At 68.0% G+C, this 18,567-nt stretch carries 19 protein-coding genes; 6 read left to right on the top strand and 13 right to left on the bottom strand.

From position 1 onward, the window contains the following. Window positions 1–22: 22 nt before the first annotated feature. Window positions 23–1,516, top strand: a complete 1,494-nt coding sequence (locus tag ACIA76_RS04655; protein ID WP_397148455.1) for a flavin-containing monooxygenase — start codon at window positions 23–25, stop codon at window positions 1,514–1,516. Here ACIA76_RS04655 and ACIA76_RS04650 read toward each other — a convergent pair. Next, window positions 1,513–2,199, bottom strand: a complete 687-nt coding sequence (locus tag ACIA76_RS04650; protein ID WP_397148453.1) for a TetR/AcrR family transcriptional regulator — start codon at window positions 2,197–2,199, stop codon at window positions 1,513–1,515. The two genes, ACIA76_RS04655 and ACIA76_RS04650, sit on opposite strands and share 4 nt — an antisense overlap. Before the next feature lie 95 nt (window positions 2,200–2,294). Here ACIA76_RS04650 and ACIA76_RS04645 point away from each other — a divergent pair, with 95 nt between their 5' ends. Further along, window positions 2,295–3,122, top strand: a complete 828-nt coding sequence (locus ACIA76_RS04645; protein WP_397148451.1) for an SDR family NAD(P)-dependent oxidoreductase — start codon at window positions 2,295–2,297, stop codon at window positions 3,120–3,122. 1 nt (window position 3,123) lies between these two features. Here ACIA76_RS04645 and ACIA76_RS04640 read toward each other — a convergent pair whose 3' ends face one another. Both ACIA76_RS04640 and ACIA76_RS04635 read right to left on the bottom strand, forming a co-directional pair. Continuing rightward, a complete protein-coding gene (locus tag ACIA76_RS04640; protein WP_397148449.1) occupies window positions 3,124–3,909 on the bottom strand; it encodes a putative protein N(5)-glutamine methyltransferase in 786 nt (261 codons plus the stop codon). Window positions 3,910–3,950: 41 nt separating this feature from the next. Then, the gene (locus ACIA76_RS04635; protein ID WP_397148447.1) at window positions 3,951–4,820 is read right to left on the bottom strand and encodes a YdcF family protein; all 870 of its coding nucleotides are present in this window, start codon (window positions 4,818–4,820) and stop codon (window positions 3,951–3,953) included. 208 nt (window positions 4,821–5,028) lie between these two features. Between ACIA76_RS04635 and ACIA76_RS04630 the strand changes: the two genes are divergently transcribed. After that, window positions 5,029–5,880, top strand: a complete 852-nt coding sequence (locus tag ACIA76_RS04630) for a bifunctional 5,10-methylenetetrahydrofolate dehydrogenase/5,10-methenyltetrahydrofolate cyclohydrolase (protein WP_397148445.1) — start codon at window positions 5,029–5,031, stop codon at window positions 5,878–5,880. Between the two features lies 1 nt (window position 5,881). Here ACIA76_RS04630 and ACIA76_RS04625 read toward each other — a convergent pair whose 3' ends face one another. Next, window positions 5,882–6,625 carry a L,D-transpeptidase family protein gene (locus ACIA76_RS04625; protein ID WP_397148443.1) on the bottom strand — a complete coding sequence of 248 codons (744 nt, stop codon included), beginning with the start codon at window positions 6,623–6,625 and terminating at the stop codon, window positions 5,882–5,884. A gap of 269 nt (window positions 6,626–6,894) precedes the next feature. Here ACIA76_RS04625 and ACIA76_RS04620 point away from each other — a divergent pair, with 269 nt between their 5' ends. Beyond that, entirely contained in the window at window positions 6,895–8,124 is a 1,230-nt protein-coding gene (locus ACIA76_RS04620; RefSeq protein WP_397148441.1) for an alpha/beta hydrolase fold domain-containing protein, read from the top strand. Window positions 8,125–8,142: 18 nt separating this feature from the next. On the opposite strand, the gene ACIA76_RS04615 is transcribed toward ACIA76_RS04620, so the two are convergent. Next, entirely contained in the window at window positions 8,143–8,790 is a 648-nt protein-coding gene (locus ACIA76_RS04615; protein WP_397148439.1) for a cyclodeaminase/cyclohydrolase family protein, read from the bottom strand. 350 nt (window positions 8,791–9,140) lie between these two features. Here ACIA76_RS04615 and ACIA76_RS04610 point away from each other — a divergent pair, with 350 nt between their 5' ends. Next, window positions 9,141–10,178: an LLM class F420-dependent oxidoreductase gene (locus ACIA76_RS04610; RefSeq protein WP_397148437.1), complete on the top strand. Its 1,038-nt coding sequence runs from the start codon at window positions 9,141–9,143 to the stop codon at window positions 10,176–10,178. Here the strand turns inward: ACIA76_RS04610 and ACIA76_RS04605 are convergent. The 8 genes from ACIA76_RS04605 to ACIA76_RS04570 form a co-directional block, all read right to left on the bottom strand. Beyond that, window positions 10,175–10,507 (bottom strand): STAS domain-containing protein, encoded by a 333-nt coding sequence (locus ACIA76_RS04605; protein WP_397149390.1) that lies wholly within the window; start codon window positions 10,505–10,507, stop codon window positions 10,175–10,177. The two genes, ACIA76_RS04610 and ACIA76_RS04605, sit on opposite strands and share 4 nt — an antisense overlap. 118 nt (window positions 10,508–10,625) lie before the next feature. Next, window positions 10,626–11,438, bottom strand: coding sequence for an SAM-dependent methyltransferase (locus ACIA76_RS04600; protein WP_397148435.1), 813 nt, complete (start codon window positions 11,436–11,438; stop codon window positions 10,626–10,628). 48 nt (window positions 11,439–11,486) lie between these two features. Next, the gene (locus tag ACIA76_RS04595; RefSeq protein ID WP_397148433.1) at window positions 11,487–13,736 is read right to left on the bottom strand and encodes a SpoIIE family protein phosphatase; all 2,250 of its coding nucleotides are present in this window, start codon (window positions 13,734–13,736) and stop codon (window positions 11,487–11,489) included. Beyond that, on the bottom strand, window positions 13,733–14,371 hold the full coding sequence (locus ACIA76_RS04590; protein ID WP_397148431.1) for a SpoIIE family protein phosphatase: 639 nt from the start codon (window positions 14,369–14,371) through the stop codon (window positions 13,733–13,735). The genes ACIA76_RS04595 and ACIA76_RS04590 overlap by 4 nt, the downstream gene beginning before the upstream one ends. Continuing rightward, window positions 14,364–14,777: an ATP-binding protein gene (locus tag ACIA76_RS04585; RefSeq protein ID WP_397148429.1), complete on the bottom strand. Its 414-nt coding sequence runs from the start codon at window positions 14,775–14,777 to the stop codon at window positions 14,364–14,366. Before ACIA76_RS04585 ends, ACIA76_RS04590 begins: the two co-directional genes overlap by 8 nt. Further along, window positions 14,767–15,156, bottom strand: a complete 390-nt coding sequence (locus ACIA76_RS04580; RefSeq protein ID WP_397148427.1) for an STAS domain-containing protein — start codon at window positions 15,154–15,156, stop codon at window positions 14,767–14,769. Before ACIA76_RS04580 ends, ACIA76_RS04585 begins: the two co-directional genes overlap by 11 nt. A 15-nt stretch (window positions 15,157–15,171) precedes the next feature. Next, on the bottom strand, window positions 15,172–16,065 hold the full coding sequence (locus ACIA76_RS04575; protein WP_397148425.1) for an STAS domain-containing protein: 894 nt from the start codon (window positions 16,063–16,065) through the stop codon (window positions 15,172–15,174). A 136-nt stretch (window positions 16,066–16,201) separates the two neighbouring features. Next, the gene (locus tag ACIA76_RS04570) at window positions 16,202–16,681 is read right to left on the bottom strand and encodes a MarR family winged helix-turn-helix transcriptional regulator (protein WP_397148423.1); all 480 of its coding nucleotides are present in this window, start codon (window positions 16,679–16,681) and stop codon (window positions 16,202–16,204) included. Window positions 16,682–16,889: 208 nt separating this feature from the next. On the opposite strand from ACIA76_RS04570, the gene ACIA76_RS04565 reads away from it, so the two are divergent. Then, a complete protein-coding gene (locus ACIA76_RS04565; protein ID WP_397148421.1) occupies window positions 16,890–18,566 on the top strand; it encodes a fumarate hydratase in 1,677 nt (558 codons plus the stop codon). The last annotated feature ends 1 nt before the right edge of the window (window position 18,567 follow it).

The raw sequence follows: 18,567 nt of genomic DNA, 5'->3' as shown, positions 1-18,567 counted from the left end.
CGAGAGATCGAGGATTCGGGATATGACCAGTGCGGTGGAACATCTCGATGTGCTCATCATCGGAGCCGGCTTGTCCGGCATCGGGGCCGCCCATCATCTGCAGCGCGCGTTCCCGGCCCGGACCTACGCGATCCTCGAGGCTCGCGCGGCCATCGGCGGGACGTGGGATCTGTTCCGGTATCCGGGGATTCGCTCCGATTCGGATATGTTCACCCTCGGCTACCGGTTCCGGCCGTGGCTGGGGGATAAGGCGATCGCCGACGGCCCGTCGATCCTGGACTATGTGCGCGAGACCGCGGCCGAGGCCGGGATCGATCGGCATATCCGGTTCGGGCATCGGGCCAGGCGGGCCGAATGGTCCTCCGACGAGCAGCGCTGGACCGTCACGGCCCGGCGCGCCGACACCGGCGACACCGTCACCCTGACCGCGAACTTCCTGTTCTGCTGCTCGGGCTACTACCGCTACGACCAGGGCTACACCCCGGACTTCGTGGGCCGCGACCGATTCGAGGGCACGATCGTGCACCCGCAGCACTGGCCACGGGAACTGGCGGTCGAGGGCAAGCGGATCGTGATCATCGGCTCCGGCGCGACCGCGGTCACCCTCGGCCCCGCGCTCACCGCGCTGGGCGCACACGTGACGATGGTGCAGCGGTCGCCGTCCTATGTGCTGTCGGTACCCGCCCGCGACGCGGTCGCCGATCGGCTCCGGCGAATGCTGCCCTCCCGCGCCGCCTATACGCTGGCCCGCGCCAAGAACATCGCCTACAGCACCGCGATCTATCAACTGTGCCAACGGCGTCCGGAGCGGATGCGGGCGTGGATCCGTGGCCTGCAACAGCACTGGCTGCCCGAGGGCTATGACATCGACACCCATTTCGCCCCGCGCTACAACCCATGGGATCAGCGAATGTGCCTGGTGCCCAATGGCGATCTGTTCCGCGCCATCCGCAAGGGCGCGCTGGAGATGGTCACCGACGATATCGACGCCTTCACCGCCACGGGGCTGCGGCTGAGTTCGGGGGCCGAGCTGCCCGCCGATATCATCGTCACCGCGACGGGTTTGGATCTGCTCATCTTCGGCGGCATCGAGCTGGCGGTCGACGGTGCGCCGGTGGATGTGCCGAAGGCCATGGCCTATCGGGCGATGATGCTCTCGGGCGTCCCGAACTTCGCCTACATCATCGGCTACACCAACGCCTCCTGGACGCTGAAGGCGGATCTGGTGTGCGAGTACATCGTTCGGCTGCTGCGGCATATGGATGCCCGCGGATACGCCGCGGTCACCCCGGTCCGCGACGAATCGGTCGGCACCACGGCGTTCCTGCCGAACTTCAGCGCCGGATACGTGCTGCGCGCCGCCGACCGCTTCCCGGCCGCCGGTGATCGCACGCCGTGGCGGCTGCATATGAACTATCTGCGCGATCTGCCCGCCTTCCGGTACCGCCGGATCGCCGACCGCGCCCTGCGCTTCACCTCGGTCGCGCGCCGGGCGGCCGCGCACAGCGCGAGTTAGCCCGCGCTGTCGAAGATTCCGGGGAGCGTCAGCGCGAATTCGACATCCTCGCGGCGGCCGAGGGTGACCAGCACGCTGCGGATCATGGTCAGCCGCGCGGCCGCCAACTCGCCGGGATCCGGATCGGTCGTCGATATCCGGTAGACGACGAATTCGCAGGCCTGCAGCGCGGTGTCGAGATCCAGCGGCGCGGGCGCCGGGCGCCCGAGCGCGGCGAACTTCGTGCGTACCAGGGCCCGGATATCGTCGAACGCCGCCTCCCGATAGGAGGATACGGGCGAGGCCGGATCATGCAGTTCGGCGAAGACCGGTCGCAACATCGGCCCGTGGCCGCGCGCCCAGTCGAGATAGGCGTCGATGATGCCGATCCCCAGCCACACCGGTTCATCCGAAGTGTCCAGGGCCGCACGGATTCCGCCGACCAGCCTCTCGTTCGACGCGGTGAGCAGCGCGTGCAGCGGCTGTTCGGCATTGCCGAAGTAGCGGTAGTAGGTCGGCCGCGAGATTCCGGCGCGCTCGAGGATGCGGGCCACGCTCAGCCCGCGCGAGCCGAGCTCGGTGAACACCTCGGCCGCGGCCAGCACGATCCGGGCGCGCACCTCATCGGCCTGTTCGGGCGTCTGTGGCGGGCGTCCCCGGCGCGGCGCGCTGCTGTCCGAGACGAGCACCGCATCCCCCGGCATCTTTAGCTCCTCGTGGATGTCTTGACAGAACATGGACTGCCGTTATTAGGCTAACACCGGTGTTAATCTAATGGCGGTGTGGAGAGGATGCGGGTATGGACACGGTGGCCGGTAGGACGGTGTTGATCACCGGTGCCGCGATGGGGTTGGGTCGTGCGTTCGCCGAACGCGCGGTGCGCGAGGATGCGGCCGCGGTGGTGCTGTGGGACGTCAACGAGAAGGCGTTGAAGCGGACCGCGGCCGAGCTGGAGGCGGTGGGCCGCAGCGGGATTCACCCCTACGTCGTCGATGTCTCGGATCGGGAGGCGATCGCCGCAACGGCCGCCGCGGTGCGGTCCGAGGTGGGCGATGTCGATGTGCTGATCAACAATGCGGGCATCGTGCGCGGCAACGGATACTTCTGGGAGACCGCGGATCCCGCCGATATCGATAAGACGGTCGCGATCAATTCCCTTGCGCCCATGTACATTACGCTGGAGTTCCTGCCCGCGATGGTGTCCCGGCGCACCCCCGCGCGCGTGCTCACCATCGCGTCCTCGGCAGCGCTGGTGTCCAATCCACGGATGAGCGTCTACGCCGCGTCCAAATGGGCCGCGCTGGGCTGGTCGGATTCGGTGCGGCTGGAGCTCGAGCAGTCCGGTAACGGGCATGTGAAGGTCACCACGTTCTGCCCGACCTACATCAACACCGGAATGTTCGACGGCGCCAAGGGTTTTCTGTTCACCCCGATCATCGAACAGGACGAGGCCGTCGACACCGCCTGGTCGGAGATGAAGAAGGGTGCGGCCCTGGTGGTGATGCCGTGGACCTCCCGGCTCAACCGGGCCATCTCCGGGCTGCTGCCGCTGAAGCTCCGCGATCTGTACCTCAACGCCGTGGGCGTCTACCACTCGATGGACGAATTCACCGGGCGCAAGGGCTGATTCATCGCGTGCCGATCACCACGGTGGCGTAGTACTCCTCGGATTCGGCGATGGTCGGGGTCAGTCCGGTGTCGGTGAAGATCTCCGCGGCGGTGGCGGCCTGGGAGTGGCCGGTCTCGATGAACAGGTGACCGCCGGGGGCGAGCCAGTGCGGGGCGTCGGCGGCCACGCGGCGCGCGATGTCGAGCCCGTCGGGCCCGCCGTCGAGGGCGGACCGGGGCTCGTGCTCGCGGGCCTCCGGCGGCATCTGCTCGACCATCCCGCTCGGCACATAGGGCGTATTGGCCAGCAGCAAGGTGACCCGTCCCGCGAGATCGGCCGGGAGCGGGGCGAACAGATCGCCTTGGACCACGCGGGCCGCCAGCGGTGCGAGATTGCGGCGTGCGCAGGCGGTCGCGGCCGGTTCGATATCGCTCGCGACCAACTCCACCGCGATCCCCGCGGCGCTCAGCTCGGTCGCCACCGCCAGGCCCAGAGCCCCGGAGCCGCAACACATATCGAGGACGACCGCGTCCGCGCCGCCGCGCGCGACCGCCTGCGCGACGAGGTATTCGGTCCGTCGCCGCGGCACGAACACCCCCGCCGCGACCGCGACCCGCAGCCCGCGAAACTCCGCCCACCCCAGCAGATGCTCCAGCGGCACGCCGGAAATCCGTTGTGCCACCAGTGTTTCCAGCTCGCCGGGGGAGGAGGCCGCCGCCATCAGCAGCGCGGCCTCCTCCTCGGCGAAGACGCATCCGGCGCGGCGCAGCCGCACCACCAGCGAGTCGATGTCGGGGACGATCACCGGCTCATTGTGCCCGCATCCGGCGCCGATCCCGGCATGGTTTACCGAGCGGGCGGGAGCAGGAACGTCCGTGTCGCGTCGAGGTAGATGCTGCGCTGGGCCACCCGATTCGGCGGCGGCAGCTGCGAGACCAACTGATCGAGCGAGGTCATCGCGCCCACCACCCGGGTCCCGGCGACGACGAAATCGCCGACCGCCCGGCGGATGTGATTGGGCGAGGTCACCACGACCGCGCTGTCGGCGCCCGCATCGCGCAGCCGGGCGGTGCCGAACAGTGCGTTCTGCACGGTCGATCCGGCGCGGTCCTCGATCAGTACGCGCGTGGCGGGAATGCCGTGCGAGGTCAGCCAGCCCGCCATCGCGGCCCCTTCGGACACGCCGTTCTGCGGGTTGCCGCCGGTGACCACGACCGGCGACCAGGGCGCGGCGATGGCCTGCACCCACGCGGCGATCAGCCGGTTCACCAGCTCCGGGCGCATGCTGCCGTCGGGCAGCAGGCCGTATCCGAGTACCACGATCCCGGTATGCGGACCGATCAGCGCGGGCAGCGGATTGGGCAGGGTGCCCATGGCGGCGCCGATGGCGCCGATCACGTTTCGCGTACCCGCGGCCATATTCGCGTCGATCGCGCCGAGCCGGGTCAGCGCCACCTCGCGGGTGAGCACATCGCCGACGTAATCGGACCAGATGGCCTGCAGCGACAGCGCCTGCGCATCGATGGGGTTCTGCACGAGCAGTTCGGCCAGGGCGGCCAGGCCCGCGGAGTCGTTGCCATCGAGGAAGCTGGCCTGGGCGGCGTTGTACAGGGGGACGAGGGGATCGGCGGTCGCGGCCGGCGCGAGCGGGCCGATGATGGCGAACGCGGCGGCGCAGGCCGCGAGCAGATACTTCAGACGCCTTGCGATTCTCACAGCAGTCGACACCTTTCCCCGGAGTCCGGGTTCTGCACGTGTTGCTGGTAATTGGCTCGAGGACGATCAAGACCACGATACGACCCGCCGGCGTATCAACCCGGGATTTGGCGCTGGCGGATTCGTGCGCCGGTGCGGTAGCGGATCGGTAGCAGGTTGCCCGCTCCGGACGTCACGGCCGCGAGCGCGCCCGATAGGGTGTGATGTCGTGGACACGACTTCGCTGACCGGCAAACAGCTCGCCGCCGACCTCAACGCCGAGACCCGCACGCGCGCCGCCGCGCTGACCGAGGCCGGGACCGCGCCCCGGCTGGTGCTGGTGGTGGCGAACGACGATCCGGCCAGCGGATGGTATGTGAAGTCGCTGCAGCGCGCCGCCGAGCGGCTCGGAATCGCGTGCGACACAGTCGATCTCGGTGCCACCGCGACCGCGGCGGCGATTCGCGCCGAACTGGAACGGCTCTCGGGCGATCCGGCGGTGGACGCGGTCATGCTGCAGACGCCACTGCCGAAGGGCATCGGACTGGCCGATGTCAGCCCGGCCATCGTCGCGGCCAAGGATGTCGACGGTGTGAGCCCGCATTCGCTGGGCCTGCTGGCGGCCGGACTGCCCGGCTTCCCGCCCGCCACCTCGCAGGCGGTCGTGGAATTGGCCAAGTTCTACGAAATCCCGTTGGCGGGACGGCATGTCGCGGTCGTGGGCCGCTCGAACGTGGTCGGCAAGCCGCTGGCCCAGCTGTTGCTGGCCGAGAATGCCACGGTGACGGTGTGCCATTCGCGCACCACCGATCTGCCCGCGGTCACCTCGGCCGCGGATATCGTGGTCGCGGCCGTCGGGCGCGCGGGCCTGATCACCGAGGCGCATGTGCGCGAGGGCGCGGTCGTCTTCGATGTGGGCACCAACGAGGGGCCCGACGGCGGCATCGTCGGCGATGTCGACGCGGCATCGGTGCGGGGCCGCGCGGCCGCGCTGAGCCCGGTTCCCGGTGGGATCGGTCCCGTCACGACCGCGCTGTTGATGCGACACGTGGTGCAGGCCGCCGAGGCGGCCCGCGCCTGACTCACCAGTGGGTGGTCACCGGATCGCCGATCCGCACGACGTTGTAGTACCACTCGGCGTCGTCGGGGGCCAGATTGATGCAGCCGTGGCTGACGTTCTGATGTCCCTGGTCGTCGACCGACCACGGCGCCGAATGCACGAAGACCCCGCCCGTGGTGAGCCGCTCGGCGAACTCACCCTGCAGGTAGTAGCCCTCGGGTGAGCTGAGCGGTATGCCGATCGTGCGGGAATCGAAGATGATCGTGCGGTCCTTCTCCATGACCGGGAACGTGCCGACCGGCGTCTCGCGCCCGGGCTTGCCCATCGATGCGGGCATCACGCGCGGCGGGGCGCCCGGGACGTAGACGGTGAAGGTGTGCGCGGACATGTCCGCATCGGCGGTGGTGCCGGAGTCGGTGCGGAAATCCGAGCGCACGCCGCCGGCGGCGACCGTCAGGTTCGCGTCGGCGGGCAGATATCCGTTCGGATGCCACCGCAGCTCCCGGTCGCCGTTCCAGGAGAACGAGCCGCCGGGCGTGGCGACGGTGACCGAGCGTTCGGCCCCGGCCTTGTCGAGGACGGGTGTGGCGAATCGGATCGTCACCGGATGAGCGACGCCGACGAGGGCGCCATTGGCCGGGGATATCGATGCCACCGGATAGTCGAGCTGTGGTGAGACGGTGAGCGCGGCTGCTGTGCCGGACGTGAGCGCCGCCAAGGCCGCGATCACGAGCGCCAGGAACACATGCCGAATCATGTTCCGCATGGCTTCCACCCCTTCGAGTGGTGTGGTTTTCAAACTTCCATTCTCGGTTCATGATCACGCCGTCGCCCGAACAGTGGCGGCTTCGTGACCAAAATGTCGCATGTCGCGTCGGTTATAGCAATGAGGTATCTGCTATAGCTGTACCCGCTCCGGAGCGGGTCAATCGGACGTATCCGGCGTGGGGTGTGCGGTGTCACCGCAGTTCACCGCCGGTGCGCCCGTAGCATCGGACCAGGGGTTGTGGATGGGCGAGGCGATGGAGGCTGAGTGTGACCGTTCGGACCGAATCCGAATCGCCGTCGGCGGCGAGGCGGTTCTCGCCCGGACGGGCCGTGCTGCTCGTCGTGGCCGGAGCCCTGGGCATCGTGCTGGTGCTGGCGCAGGTGTTCGCGGTGATTCCCGTGTCGTGGACGCGGCCGCTGCTGGGCGTGTCGCTGCTGCAGACCTCGATCATGGCCCTGGACTGGTTGCGTGACGTCTGGGGATCGTGGACGGTGATCGTGGCCGTCGTCGCGGTGGTGTTCGCGGCGATCGCGTTGCGCGGCAAGCGAACTCGCCCGGCGGTGACCGTGGGTGCGGTGACCGCGCTCGGTCTGGTGTGCACGCTGGTCACCTCGATCGGGCTGGCGCTGGCGGCGCATCACGAATCGGGCCGATGGCTCCTGTTCGGTCCGCCGCTGCCGATGATCGTCGACGGGCACGGCCCGGACAAGACCATCACCTACGCGACCCTCGACGGTGAGCAGGTGCACGCGGATCTGTATCTGCCCGACCATGTTTCGGGTCCGGTGCCGGTGGTCGTGCGCATCCACGGCGGCGGCTTCACCGGCGGCACCCGCGGACCGACCCCGTACAACAGCTGGCTGGCCGACCGCGGCTACGCGTTCATCGATGTCGACTACCGCCTGTCCAGCTCCGCGCACCTGCGCTGGGATACCGAGGATGCCGATGTGGGCTGCGCGCTGACCTGGGTCACCGCGCATGCGCAGGAATACCACTGGGATATGAACCGGCTGGCCACCTTCGGTGATTCGGCGGGCGGCAATCTCGCGATCAATGTGGCCTACAAGATCGCCAACGGCACCCTGCGTCCCAGCTGCGGCACGCCCGCAGAACTGCCGCGGGTGCGGGCGGTGATGGCCGACTATCCGGCGGTGGATCTGACCGGCTCCGAACGCGATTCCGCCGAGGGCCATCGGGTCGGCCGCGAATACCTCGGCGGCCCCGCCTCCCAATTCCCCGAGCGCTACGCCTACGCCGACTCCGCACCCCAGATCGGCCCGAACTCCCCGCCGACGCTATTGCTGCAGGGCAAGGCCGACCACCTCGTCTTCGCCTCCCGCACAAACGCTTTCGCCGATAAGCTCAGCGCCGCGGGCATCCCGAACCGCTACGTGGAACTCCCGTTCTACGACCACGGCTACGACGGCGTGCTCAACCTCGGCGCCCAGACCGGCCGCGAGGTCGTCCTGGACTGGCTGCGCCGCCACGACTCCTGATCGGAGTGACGTCCTGGGTCAGCTCGCGATCGCGGTGACCACGTCGTTGTGCAATGCGTCGGCGCGGGCGAGGATCTCCTCGATCCGCCGCAGCACCGGCTCGAACTCCGAGGCGTGGTGGTCGGCGAGCGAGGCCACGTTGATCGCGATGTTGAGTTGTGAGCTGGCGGCCGCGGAACGGGCGGCGTCGGCGGCGGCGCCGATATCGGTGACCACGTTCGGATTGCCGATGGGCAGCAGATCCGTTGCCAGGGAGAGGATTTCGTCGGCCTCGGCGACGACGGAGGCGGGGACGCGGGCGGCCCGCAGCAATGCCTCGGCGATGGCGTCCGCGCGGGCGGCGCGCTCGTCGTCGGTGTCCTTGGGCAGCTTGTAGGCCGCGCCGACCGCGGTGAACGCGGCCGCGTCGGCATCGGCCAGGGCGAGGGCACGTTCGCGGGCGGTATCGGCGGCGGCGATGATGCGATCGATCACCGGGCGGTTGTCGGCATCCTTGGCGCGGGTGGTGTAGCGGGCGACCATCGCCACCAGCGCGGCGCCCTGGGCCGCATGCAGCGCCGCGACCGCACCGCCGCCGGGCGCGGGGATCTTCGCGGCGAGATCGTCGAGATACCGGCCGATCGTCGAGCTCGAGAAGGTGGTGGTCGACGCGGTGTCGGCGGACATGAGGTGGGGCCTCCCGGGGGATGATTCGGAATACAGTCCGCCGACAACCGTACTGTGTTTGATTGCCTCCGCTTCGCTCCGGCGGTGTTCGCGGCCCTGAGTCTCGCCGTTCAGCGCTCGAGACTCGCGCTTCGCGCATGCGCTGTGACATCGGCCTGCGCTTCGCTCCGGCGGTGTTCGCGGCCCCGAGTCTCGCCGTTCAGCGATCGAGACTCGCGCTTCGCGCATGCGCTTCGACCGCTGAACGGCGAGACGGCCGCGAACACTCGCGTGAGTCGCCGGGCGTTCGGGGTATTCAGTTCGACCTACCGAACACGGACGAACGTGAGAGTGTGAGTTAGGTTCGGTATATGCGTATCGGATTAGGCATCAACTATGCCGGTGGATTCAAAGAGGTGGCTGCTGAGGTCGCCGATTTGGAACGTGCCGGGCTGGATATCGTCTTCGTGCCCGAGGCCTATTCGTTCGACGCGGTGAGCGCCCTGGGCTATCTGGCCGCCAAAACCGAACGCGTCGAGCTGGCCTCGGGCATCCTCCAGCTCTACACCCGCACACCCACCCTGACCGCGATGACCGCGGCGGGCCTGGACTACGTCTCCGACGGCCGCTATATCCTCGGTCTGGGCGCGTCGGGTCCGCAGGTGATCGAGGGCTTCCACGGTGTGCCCTATGACGCGCCGATCGGCCGCACCCGCGAGATCCTCGAGATCTGCCGCAAGGTGTGGCGGCGCGAACGCCTGGAATACCAGGGCAAGTACTACCAGCTGCCGCTGCCGGCCGAACGGGGCACCGGCCTGGGCAAGGCGCTCAAGCTCATCAATCACCCGGTGCGCGAACGCATTCCGGTGCTGCTGGCCGCGCTGGGGCCGAAGAACGTGGAGCTGGCCGCCGAGGTCGCCGAGGGCTGGCAGCCGATCTTCTTCCTGCCCGAGAAGGCGAACGACGTCTGGGGCGAATCGCTGGCCGCGGGTAAGGCCAAGCGCGATCCGGCCCTCGGCGAACTCGAGGTGTACGCCGGTCCGGCGCTGGCGATCGGCGAGGATGTCGAGCCGCTGCTCGAATTCGTCAAACCGCATCTGGCCCTCTACATCGGCGGTATGGGCGCCAAGGGCAAGAACTTCTATCACGCCCTGGCCACCAAATACGGCTACGGTGCCCAGGCCGATCGCATCCAGGAGCTGTATCTGGCGGGCAAGAAAGAGGAGGCCGCCAAGGCGGTCCCCGACGAGCTGGTCCGCGATATCTCGCTGATCGGCCCGGCCGGATTCGTCGCCGAACGGGTGGCGGCCTTCCGTGCGGCCGGGGTGACAGTTCTCAACGTGGTGCCGTTGGCCGCCACCCCGGCCGAACGAGTCAAACTCGTCGAGCAGTTGCGGGAACTGGTCTAGCGCAGGGATTCCAGCGCCAGGTCCAGGGTCGGGTACAGGGCGAAGACCTGATCGAGGTTGGTCATCTTGAGCTGACGGCCGGTAGCCGGGCCGTCGGCGACCACCGCGATCCGGGTCGACTCCCCGGCCCGCTGATGCGCGGCGACGAGGGCGGCCATACCCGCCGAGGCCAGGAAGGTCACCTGCGACAGATCGATGATCAGGGCGGCGGGTTTACCGCCCAGCGTCGCCTCGATGGCGTTCTCGAGTGCGGGGGCAGTCGCCAGGTCGACCTCACCGGCCACGGTGAGCACCGTCGCTTCGTCGTGCACCGCGACCGAGGTGGTCATCGTGTCGGCGAGGGGATACGCGTCTCCGGATGTATTGGTCACATCGAACCAATCTGCCATGAACCCGCGCCGCGCGCTGCATCGTGGCCCGGATTGATGGCGGATTCGCACCGAACCGTCATCGTGGCTCGCCTGCGAGCCCGCCCAATCCGCCGTACCAACCCGAACCTCTGGCCGGCTCCTCGGGATCCTCTGGCCGCCAATCGCAGACATCCACCAGTCCGGGCTCGACGAACGCGAAACCCTCGAACAGCGCCTCGATCTGGGCCCGCGAGCGCGGCGTGGACTTGTTGGCCGTGCGCTCGGACATGGCGGCGATGCGGTCGGCATTGTCACGCTGTATGTCCGAAAAGTGTGAGATGGCAAGATAACTGCCCGGCGCCAGGGAATGTCGTACCCGCGTCAGCACCTCGCGCGGGCTGGCCTGCTCCGGCACGAAATGCAGGACCGAGACCAGCAGGACGGCCACCGGCCGCGAGAAGTCCAGCAGCCCGAGGATTTCGGGATCGGCCAGGACCGGTTCGATATCGGTGATATCGCCGCGCACGGCCGTGACATCGTGGTTGTCGCTGAGCAATCGGCGGGCCACGCTCACCGCCACCGGATCGATGTCGACATAGGCCACCCGCGCGCCGGGCCGCAGCCGCTGGGCGATCTCGTGCACATTGCCCGCGGTCGGAATGCCCGATCCGAGATCGAGGAACTGATCGATACCGGCGTCGAGGACGAGGTATTCGATCAGCCGCCGCAGGAACGCCCGATTGTCCCGGGCGCCCTGGGCCACCTCGGGCATGGTCTGCGCCACCCAGTCGGCCAGATCGCGATCGACCTGGAAGTTGTTGAACCCGCCCAGCACATAGTCGTACATGCGTGCGGCACTGGGGATGTTCGGATCGATATCGTCCGGGGACCAGTCGGCCGGTGACTGCACGGGCGCTCCTCACAAAACTCGCGAATCAACCTCTGCGAGCGTAGCGGTTCAGACCCGGCCCGCCGGGGTCACCGAGACCGCGGGCAGCTGGGCGATCATGCGCACCCGGGTGCCGACGCCGAGATGATCGATGGTGAGTTCGTCGCTGAGCGCGCGCATCATCGCGATGCCGCGGCCGCGGTGACCCGGATCCTCGGGTTGCGGGCGCCACGCGCCGGTGTCGGAGACCTCGATCACGACGCGATCCATCGTGCATTCGGCGGTGAGGGCCACGCGGCCGGAAGAGCCGTTCCGATAGGCGTGTTCGACGCTGTTGCTACACGCCTCGTTGGCGGCGGCGACCAGATCGGCGGCCAGTTCGTGCGGAACCGCCGCGGCGGCGAGCCAGGTGGTGAGCGCGCGGCGCACCCCGGCCAGGCAGGGGGGTTCGGCCTGGACGTCCACGTGCAGGGGTCGCGGCGGCTGGCGGTACACCACCATCGCGACGTCGTCGTCGTAGCCGCCCACCGGACGCAGCCGCGACAGCACCGCGTCGGCCACCTCGCGCGGAAGATACGGTGCGGCGCCGGACAATTCGTCGGCGAGCTCGTCGAAGCGTATATCGATATCGATGCCGCGCTGTTCCACCAGTCCGTCGGTGAACAGCACCAGGGTCGATCCGGGCGCGAGTACGGTGGTCGCCTCAGGGCGGCTCGGGGGATCGAAGGTCGCCAGCGGCACCGCGCGGCCACCCTCGAGGAGTTGTCCCTTGGTGTCCGGCTCGGACAGTACGGGCGGCATATGTCCGGCACTGGAATAGCGCAGGGTGCCGCGCGCCGGATCGAGCACGGCCGCGCAGACGGTCGTGCACATCGCGCCGGGAATGCGCGCGGCGACGGTGTCCAGTTCGGCCAGCAGCTGGGCCGGGCCCGCGCCGCGCAGCAGCAGAGCCCGTGCGGCCGTGCGCAACTGGCCCATCACCACCGCCGCGGACAGGCCTCGCCCCACGCAGTCGCCGACCACGATGCCGATGGTTCCGTCGCGTAACCGCACCACGTCGTACCAGTCGCCGCCGATCTCGAGCGGCGGCAGCGCCGGTTCGTAATGTACGGAGAATCGCGGCGGCAGCTCGATCGGGCCGAGCATGGCCCGCTGCAGTGTCAGCGAGGTGGCGCGGGCCTGATCGAAGTTGCGGGCCCGCTGCACGGCCAGGCTGAGATGGCCGACCAGCAGCGAGAACAGCGCCCGATCGGCGGCGCTGATGACGCGCGGGGTGGCGAACCGCAGCCACAGTCCGGCATCCGCGGCCTCGCCGAGCGGGGCCACCAGGCCTTCGGAACTGGCCGTGCCCTCGGGAATCGCGAAGACCGCCCGGCCCGGCCGGGTGCGCACTCGATCCAGCAGCGCCCGCGCCCGCGCGTCGAGCACCTGCCGCGAGACCGCCTCGGATTCGCCCGTGGCGCTACCGGATCCGTTCATCGAACCCGCGACCGGTCCGGACACATACAGATCCGGGGGCCCCTGCCGATTGGGCCATACCGACACCACCGCGGTCTCGGCGCCGATGGCCCGGCGCAGCTCCTCGAGCCCCACCGAGAGCACCTCGACCACACTCGTCGCCGCGCCCACCGCGGTGGCCAGCCGTGAGACCGCCTGATCGCGTGCCTGCGCATCGTGTTCGGAGGTGACGTCGCGAATGGTGCCGACGTAGACCCGTTCCTCGTTCTCCGGCTTGACCACCGAGGAGGTGCTCACCGCCAGCCACAGCTGCCGCCCGTCACGGTGACGGATCGGCAGCACGAACCGGGCGGCCTCGGTGCCCAGATCCGGATACTCCCCGTCCTCGGGCAGCGTCCACGGATGCGGCAGCGTGTACGGAACCGCGTCGGGCCCATAGCCGGTCAGCGCGCCGAAGGCGGAATTGACCTCGGTGAGGGTGCCGCGCGCGTCGGCGACGAAGAAGCCGTCCTGCAGCGATTCGACCAGGGCGGTGCGGAACGCGTCGCGATCGGCGAGATCCTCCGCGCGCAGCCGCTGCAGCTCGTAACTGCGCGTGCTGTCGAGGAATCCGCGCGTGGCCACATCGAGCGCGGCGAGGGTCTGCAGCAGGAATTCCAGCGCCGCCTCGGTGTCGAGGATGTCCTCGCGGTCGAGCAGCCGGAAGTGATGTTCGGTCAGGTCGAGAATGCTGACGCCCTCGACCAGCGCGCGTCGGCCCAGTTCGTAGCCCTCGGCCAGGGTGTTCTGACTCGGCGAATCCAGGTGCAGCCGAAGCGCATTCGCATACGCCTCGCGAAATGCCGCCAGGACCGAACTCATATCAGGGCCTCGCCGGGACTGTGTCCGCGATGTCGCGCCGCCAGTACCAGGGCGTCGTCGGTGTCCTTGGCGTGTTCGGTGAGGATGCCCGCGGTGATCTCGGCGGTCGGTTTCGCCAGATCGATGCTGTCGACGAAATCGCTGACGATGCCGTCGGTGGACATCAGCAGCAGATCGCCCGGCCGCACGACCACCGTCTGGGTCTGCAGATTCGGCGGCAGCAGATAGCCGACGATGCCGCCGGTGAGCAGCGCGGCCGCCCGCACGGTCGGCCGGACCGGACCGGCGGCGATCACGCGCGAATCCACATTGCCGACCCCGAGCCAGGTCAGCCGATCGGCGGAATCGAACAGCGCGAGCGAGACCGCCGCACCGCGCGTATCGGACATCGCCCGGTGACACATCACCATCAGCACGTCCAGCGGTTCGGCGCGATTCTCCGAAAGCACCTGTGCCGCACGGTCGGCGGCGTCGGCGGCGGCATTGCCGTGGCCGAGGCCGTCGAGCACCGCGAACAGGGCCGAACCGCCCCCGGCGTCGAGCACGATCGAACGGTCGCCCGAAACCCGTTGTCCCGGAAGCGCACGGCCCGCGAAGGCCCATTCGATCGCCCCGATGTGACCGTCCTCATGCACGGGGCGGCACCCACTTCCACATCTCCACCAGCGTCCCCTGACCGGGCGTCGATTCGATCAGCAGCCGATCCATCAGCCGCCGCGCGCCCGGTAATCCCAGACCGAGTCCGCGCCCGGTCGAATAGCCGTCCTCCAACGCCCGGGCGATATCGAGAATGCCCGGTCCCTGATCTTGAGCCTGCACGACCAGCGCACGCCGTCCCTCGCGCTCTTCCACGGTGATCCGGATCTCGCCCGTGCCCGCATAACTGGTGATGTTGCGGGCCACTTCGGAGATCGCGGTGGAGATCATGGTGATATCGGTGAGCGTGAACCCGAGCTTCGCCGCGAGTTCCCGCCCGGCCTGACGTGCGGTCACGATGTCGTTGGACGTCTTCACCGCGATCACCACATTGTCAGCGGTCACGATCACGACCGTATTGCTGTCGCCGGGCCGGGATCTGTTTGTTCAGCCACGCCAGACCCTCTTCGAGATCCAGTGCGGTGTGCATATCCTCGAAGGTGAGGCCCAATTGCACCATGGCGAAGGCCACTTCGGGCTGCAGGCCGACGATGACCGTCTCCGCACCCCGCAGCTTGGTCATGTGCGCGATGGTACGCAGCGAGCGTGCGGCGAAGGAATCCATGACATCGATCGCGGTGACGTCCACGATGATTCCCTGCGCGCGGTACTTGCTGACGAACTTCATCAGGTCGTCCTGCAGCCGCTCGGTGTCGGCATCGGTCAGAGCCGATTGCACCGAGGCGATCAGATAGGTGCCCTGCTTCAGAATGGGTACCGGCATTTACCCACCCTTGGCTTAGCGTCCGTCGCGATCGGTCAGTCGCGAAACCTCGTAGCCGAGCAATCGCTCGGCCTCTTCGATACCACCCTGCAGGTCGCCGACCGCGTTCATCTTGGTCAGATCGAGGCCGATGGTGACCAGGGTCAGCGCGATCTCCGACGACAATCCGGTGATGATGACGCTCGCGCCCATCAGGCCCGAGGCGTCGACCGTCTGCACGAGGTGGTTGGCGACCGTGGAGTCGATCTGGGGGACACCGGTGATATCGACGACGACCACCTTGGCGCGGTTGGCTCGGATCGCGCGCAGCAGCTGCTCGGTGAGCTGCCGGGCGCGCTGAGAGTCCAGCACGCCGATGATCGGCAGAATCAGCAGCTGTTCACGCACCTGCAGCACGGGCGTGGACAGCTCGCGGATGGCCTCCTGCTGCTGGCGGATGACACGCTCGCGCTCCTGCACGAACGAGATGCTCACCGTGTTCGCGATGCGGTTGGCCGCCGGCTCGTAGGCGTCCAGCACCCGCTTGAGCAGGCCGAAGTCGGACTGGTACTTCTCGAACAGGCTGCGCGAGAGCACATCTCGCAGCAACAACACGATGCCGATGACCTCGTCGGTCTCGACGCCTCGGGGAATGATGCGCTCGGACAGATCACGCGCGTAGGCCTGCAGCGCCTCGACGCTACCGGTCTCGAGCACCTCGACGTAGTTGTCGAAGATCGAGGTGGCCTCGGAGAAGATCTCCTCCGGCGTCATCGCGGTGAGCAGTTGGGCGTCGGTAATGCGACGCGCCCATTCCTCTCGCAGCTCGGTGCGGTTTTGACGCAGGTGTTCGACCAGCTCCGGGAGGAGGTTGTCGACCGGGCCGGCCGGCCGGGAATCCGGCGACAGGCCGATGGACACGTCGGACATTGGAATCTCCTGCCCCTTTCGTGAGGGTCGGTCGGGGCTCATCCCCGTGCGTGCGGGGAGCGCGGCTGCCCATCGCTTGTCATTGTCGAGCCTAGTCTTACCCGATACTCGATGGGGCTCAAACCAAACCTGTCCGTCAGGCTTGTCGCACTTCCCGCTCGTCCTGGCGATGATGGGCCAGCAGCGTGTCGTAGATATCGGCCAGCGCGTTGAGCTGATCGCGGTCGAGCACGTCGATCATGTGACGACGAACACTGGTCACATGTGCGGGGGCCGCGGTGTCGAGCACCTCCGCCCCCTTGGCCGTCAGCACCGCCGCGGTGCGCCGGGCGTCGTCCGGAATGGATTCGCGCGCAACCAGTCCGCGCTTCTCCATCCGGGTGATCTGATGCGACAACCGGCTCTGCGACCACTCCAGCACGGCGGCCAGTTCGGCGAAACTCCGGCGATGTTCGGCGGCGTCGGCGAGGCGGGACAGGACCGTGTACTCGACATACGTCAGATTGGAGGCGCGCAGCGAATCGCGTCCCACCGCGGCGGCGATCAGATCGCGGGTGAACACGAAGCCGAGCCAGGCGCGCTTCTCGAGGTCGTCGAGCCAACGGGGTTCGGTCACGATTCCTCTCCAGGTCCCTGGTTTGTCAATGCTATTGCCTCCGCGTTGTCGACCACCACTTCTCAACGAGAGGTACACCGCGCGGGTTGAAGGTGCAACCTGGGTCCTTCGCCGGGAAGATTAGGCTTGCCTGAGATCGGTGGCGTACCGGGTCGTGATTACAGTGCGATTCGAGCTTGACCCTGAACCCGCCCATAGGAGTGCGATCGTGACCGCGCCTGATTTCCTCTACTCGGATCTGTTGCCGACCGGCGCCGACAACACCCCGTACCGATTGCTCACCACCGAGGGCGTCCGCACCTTCGAGGCGGGCGGGCGCACCTTCCTGCAGGTCGATCCGGAGGCGCTGCGGCTGCTGACCGCGGAGGCGATGCACGACATCAGCCACTATCTGCGCCCGGCGCATCTGACCCAGCTGCGCCGGATCATCGACGATCCGGAGTCCTCGGGCAACGACCGCTTCGTGGCGCTGGATCTGCTCAAGAACGTCAACATCTCCGCGGGCGGCGTGCTGCCGATGTGCCAGGACACCGGCACCGCGATCGTGATGGGCAAGAAGTCCGAGGGTGTGCTGACCGGTGTCGACGACGCCGAATGGATCAGCCGCGGCGTCTACGACGCCTACACCAAGCTGAATCTGCGCTATTCGCAGCTGGCTCCGATCACCATGTGGGACGAGAAGAACACCGGCACGAATCTGCCCGCGCAGGTCGAGTTGTATTCCACGGCAGGTGATCCCGCGCATCCGGCCTACAAGTTCCTCTACATGGCCAAGGGCGGCGGCTCGGCGAACAAGTCGTTCCTCTATCAGGAGACCAAGGCGATCCTGAATCCGGATCGGATGCTGGAGTTCCTCGACGAGAAGATCCGCTCGCTGGGCACCGCGGCCTGCCCGCCGTATCATCTGGCGGTCGTGATCGGCGGCACCTCGGCCGAATTCGCCTTGAAGACGGCGAAATACGCCTCGGCGCACTATCTGGACACCATGCCGACCGAGGGATCGATGGCCGCGCACGGCTTCCGGGATCTCGAGCTCGAGGAGCAGGTGTTCAAGCTCACCCAATCCTTCGGTATCGGCGCACAATTCGGCGGCAAGTACTTCTGCCACGATGTGCGTGTGATCCGGCTGCCGCGCCACGGCGCGAGTTGTCCGGTGGCCATCGCCGTATCGTGTTCGGCCGACCGGCAGGCGCTGGCGAAGATCACCCCCGAGGGCGTCTTCCTGGAGCAGCTGGAACGTGAACCGGCGCAGTATCTTCCGGAGCAGACCGAGGAGATCCTCGGCGGTGACGTGGTGCAGGTCGACCTGAACCGCCCGATGTCCGAGATCCGCGCGGAACTGTCGAAATACCCGGTGAAGACCCGGCTTTCGCTGACCGGTCCGCTGGTGGTGGCGCGCGATATCGCGCACGCCAAGATCAAGGAGCGCCTCGACGCGGGCGAGCCGATGCCGCAGTACCTGCGGGATATGGCCGTCTACTACGCCGGGCCCGCCAAGACGCCCGAGGGCTACGCCTCGGGCTCGTTCGGTCCGACCACCGCCGGGCGGATGGACTCCTACGTCGACCAATTCCAGGCCGCCGGTGGCTCATTCGTCATGTTGGCCAAGGGCAACCGTTCGGCGCAGGTCACCCGCGCGTGCAAGGAGCACGGCGGCTTCTATCTCGGCTCGATCGGCGGCCCGGCCGCGCGCCTTGCCCTGGACTGCATCAAATCCGTCGAGGTGCTGGAGTATCAGGAGCTCGGCATGGAGGCGGTCTGGAAGATCGAGGTCGAGGACTTCCCCGCCTTCATCGTCGTCGACGACAAGGGCAACGACTTCTTCGCCGAGACCCAGAAGCCGATCGCGTTGCGGGTGCGCACGCGGTCGAAGGAGCGGGTCTAGG

Origin of the sequence: Nocardia sp. NPDC051570 (assembly GCF_044454005.1) — a bacterium.
Lineage (GTDB): Bacteria > Actinomycetota > Actinomycetes > Mycobacteriales > Mycobacteriaceae > Nocardia.
Note: the sequence above shows the minus strand (reverse complement) of the source record. Positions and strands in the feature narration are given on the sequence as shown.